The 1,693-nt window shown below is 38.0% G+C and carries 3 protein-coding genes; 2 read left to right on the forward strand and 1 reads right to left on the reverse strand.

The genetic code is table 11. The annotated features are described in order from the left end of the window. On the forward strand, nt 1-478 hold a 478-nt coding region (locus L652_RS0121250), incomplete at its 5' end, for an NAD(P)-binding domain-containing protein (RefSeq protein ID WP_024603641.1). Beyond that, nucleotides 475-729 (forward strand): DUF1488 family protein, encoded by a 255-nt coding sequence (locus tag L652_RS0121255; protein ID WP_004335144.1) that lies wholly within the window; start codon nt 475-477, stop codon nt 727-729. The genes L652_RS0121250 and L652_RS0121255, both read left to right, overlap by 4 nt. Here L652_RS0121255 and L652_RS0121260 read toward each other — a convergent pair. After that, nucleotides 721-1,266, reverse strand: coding sequence for a gamma carbonic anhydrase family protein (locus tag L652_RS0121260; protein WP_002959868.1), 546 nt, complete (start codon nt 1,264-1,266; stop codon nt 721-723). The genes L652_RS0121255 and L652_RS0121260 overlap by 9 nt on opposite strands. Nucleotides 1,267-1,693: the final 427 nt, after the last annotated feature.

Below are 1,693 nucleotides of genomic sequence, written 5' to 3' on the forward strand. Positions count from 1 at the left end.
CATAACTAATAAACGCATTTTAATCATAGGTGCGGGCGGTGCTGCTCGAGGGGTTATTTTACCTTTGTTAGAGCATAACCCTCAGGAAATAATAATAGTTAATCGCACAGCACAAAAAGCCAAAGAACTCGCAGAGCTGTTTACCCAATATGGACCAGTATCTGGCTTTGGTTTTGATGATTTACCAGTAAGCGATTACTCACTAATTATAAACTCTACCTCTAGCAGTATGAATAACGAACTTCCAGCACTTGATAAAAAACACATAACTAACTGTGAAGTCGCTTATGACATGTTTTATTCACTGCAAAATACCATTTTTATGAATTGGGTTGCACAGCATAATATTAACGCTAAGCTTTTAGATGGCAGTGGCATGTTAGTTGGTCAAGCTGCTCAAGCATATTATGTATGGCGTAATAAAATGCCAAAAATACTTCCCGTCGTTGATGCGCTCAAACAAGGAACGCTTAAATGAATCAGGCAATACAATTTATAGATAGGCTAGAGTTTAGAGAGCCCGATCATCAGCTAGTATTTTTTGCACAAGTTAGTGGCATGCTGGTGGAGTGTGTAATAGAAGTAAATACACTTAAACTAACAGACGAAAGTCACGCAACAGAGTATTTTGAAAAGTATCGTTTTGATTACGAAGAACGTGCCGAGGAGCTTATCGAAGAAGAGAGCTATAACTCGGCAGGCCAAATTGAAGTAAGTTTATTAACTTAAATTAGCTATTTCAGCTAAGTACTCATCTTTAAGTGATACATAGTTATCGGCAGATATTTTTAAAAAGGCAAGTTCTTGCTCCGTTAGAGGGCGGGCTTGCTTAGCCGGACTCCCTACATATAAGTAACCAGACTCTAAGCGTTTGTTTGGTGGTACCAAAGAGCCGCCACCTATAATTACATCATCTTCAACAACCACGTTATCCATAATAATAGCGCCCATACCTACAAGTATACGGTTTCCTAATATACATCCGTGCAGCATTACCTTATGACCTACAGTTACATCGTCACCTATAATAAGTGGATAACCATCTGGATTGCTTTTAGTTGCACGAGATAAATGCAATACACTGCCATCTTGTATATTGGAGCGTTTACCAATACGTATATAGTTAACATCGCCTCGGGCTGCTACTAAAGGCCAAACACTACTATTATCACCTAAAGTAATATCACCAACCAAAACTGATGACTCATCAATATAAACAGACGAATTAAACGAAGGAGTTACACCTTTATAAGAACGGATTGCCATATTTAGTACCTTTTAGATAATAGTTATTAGCTTTGAGTGTATCAGCAAGGTCTTTTTTGTACCATAACAGGCACCGTTTGGTTACAAAACTATCAGTTTTAGGGGGTTTAGTTCAGATACTGACCGAACAGCATCTTTTTTTACTTTTTCTTTAAAAAAGTACTTGCGTAAAAATCTGTTCTCCCTATAATGCGACCCCACTGAGACGGGAAACGCTGAAGCATAGCAAGGCACGAACTACTCAGAGAGTTAAATAAAACTTCGGTTTTAAATTGTCGAAAGAAAGTTTAAAACAAAGTGTTGACTCGAAAAATAAAGGGTGTATTATTCGCATCCCTTGAGACGCTAAAGCGACTCAAAACGTTCTTTAACAATATAAAGCAATCATCTGTGTGGGCACTCGTACAGATTGAGTTCTAACAGCCAA

This window comes from Pseudoalteromonas sp. TB25 (genome assembly GCF_000497995.1).
GTDB classification, from domain to species: domain Bacteria; phylum Pseudomonadota; class Gammaproteobacteria; order Enterobacterales; family Alteromonadaceae; genus Pseudoalteromonas; species Pseudoalteromonas distincta.